Annotated in this window: 2 protein-coding genes; both read right to left on the bottom strand. The window is 67.4% G+C overall.

Features of this window, described 5'->3' with window-relative positions; translation table 11 throughout:
* Positions 1-223 precede the first annotated feature (223 nt).
* Positions 224-1,435 carry a hypothetical protein gene (locus JHC79_RS23620; RefSeq protein WP_296395511.1) on the bottom strand — a complete coding sequence of 404 codons (1,212 nt, stop codon included), beginning with the start codon at positions 1,433-1,435 and terminating at the stop codon, positions 224-226.
* On the bottom strand, positions 1,432-1,856 hold a 425-nt coding region (locus JHC79_RS23615; RefSeq protein ID WP_296395509.1), incomplete at its 5' end, for an alpha-isopropylmalate synthase regulatory domain-containing protein. The genes JHC79_RS23620 and JHC79_RS23615, both read right to left, overlap by 4 nt.

Below are 1,856 nucleotides of genomic sequence, written 5' to 3'. Positions count from 1 at the left end.
CGGGACGGCCGCATCCGCCACAGAGCAGCGGCACCACCAGGTCGGCGCCGGCGCGGGCCACCTGGCCGAGACCGTCCAACCAGGCGCGAGCAGCTGACGACACGCACCGATCGTGCCCTGCGACCACGCCCCGCGACCGACCGGAGTGGGGGTCACCCGGCGGTTGTCCACAGTTCGGCCGCGTCGACCACACGAGCGGCGCCGACCGTTGTTCACCCAGGTGCTACCGGGCCGGAACCGCTGCGGCCTCGACCGGCATCCGTGAACGTCGTAGACCTCTCGTGAGGGACAGGGTGACGATCAGTGACGCGCACCCCATGAGTCCGATCGCGATCGACGGCTCCAGCACACTGGCGACACCTCCGGCGAGCGCGGCGCCGACGCCCTGGAAGATCAGCATCCCCGTGGTGTGAAGACCCAGGGTCTGACCACGAGCGGCAGGATCGGTGTTGCGGATGAGCCTGTCCTGCAGGGGTAGCGATGCCGCGTAGCCGATCGAGGCCACGAACACCACCATGATCGCCGGCGTGAACGACGGGCTCAGCAGGAACACGAGGTAGGGCGCCGCTATCAGCGTTCTCAACGGCCAGATCAGCGAATCCCGTCGCCGTGCCGCAACGAAGCGTCCGACGATCACGTCACCGGAGAGCATCCCGGCAGCACCGGCCATGTAGAGATACCCGCTCGAGTTCCCGGCGAACGGGACGAACAATGCCTCACACCCCACGATCAGCCCGTTGGGAATCCACAGACTCAGGTAGATGGGCCTCGTGACCACCGAGCGCAGCAGCACGCGGTTGGTCCGCCGGGTCTGGGTGACCATCCGCTCCCCGTGGCCCGACCCCGTCGTCGATGTCGGCGGCACGTGCGGCAGACCGATCAGGGTGAGGCACACGATGACGGCGTCGACACCGGCCGCGACGAGAAAGATCGACTGGGGCGAACAGACGTGCAGCAGTGTTCCGCCGGCACCGTATCCCGCGATCTGCGTGACGCTGACCGCGATGTTGAGCGTCGAGCGTCCGAAGAGGTAGTCGTCGGCGCCCACGACACTCTGCAGGATCAGCCACTTCGAGCCCGAGGTCGCCGAATTGGTGATCCAGGGAATCGCGAGGAGCACGAACCGAACCGGCCACGGCAGATCAGGGATGGCCTGCAGGAGGTCGGTGACCAGAAGCGCCGTCGCGGTCAAGGCGAGACCGATACGGGGTGGGACGCGGTCAGACCACGACAGCAGGAAGTACGAGGCACCGAAGGCGATGAGCGGGCCGCCGAACATCGCGAGCGCGGTCAGCAGCGGAGAACTGGTCTGCGCGAACATGACCACCCCGAGCGCGAGCGACGAGGTCGAGCTCGACGCCATGATCCCGGCCTGAACCACGAACAGGTTGCGGAACCCACGGTTGCGGACCAGACCGGCGTAGGTCGCGGTCACAAGGCGATGCGGGATTGCTCACGGGTGTTCGCTCGGTTCACCGCGGAGACCACGGCTCGCAGCGACGCTGTCGTCGCCGACTCCGCCATCCCCACGCCCCAGTTCGTCCGATGACCGTCCGTACCCCCGACCCGCATCTCCACGTACGCGACGTAGCTCGGTTGCGATGACGAGGTCACGGTGTCGGCTGCGCCGTCGTGGACGATGTGGCCGCGGTAGTCGAGGACACGCAGATCGAATCCGACCGATCCCAGCGCATCGATGAATGCCGCCAGGGTCCCCGTACCCGAGCCGGCGATGTCGGTCACCACGCCGTGGAGTTTCACCGTCGCCTCGAGTTCGTAACGGCCGCCGTCGGTTTCGGATGCGTCGACGCGTTGGCGGATGCGCTCGAGGGGGCGGATGGGGTGGAGGTATTCGT

Source organism: Williamsia sp. (assembly GCF_016462415.1).
In the GTDB taxonomy this organism is placed as follows: domain Bacteria; phylum Actinomycetota; class Actinomycetes; order Mycobacteriales; family Mycobacteriaceae; genus Williamsia_A.
The sequence above is the reverse complement of the archived record's forward strand: the minus strand, read 5'-3'. Positions and strand labels throughout refer to the sequence as shown.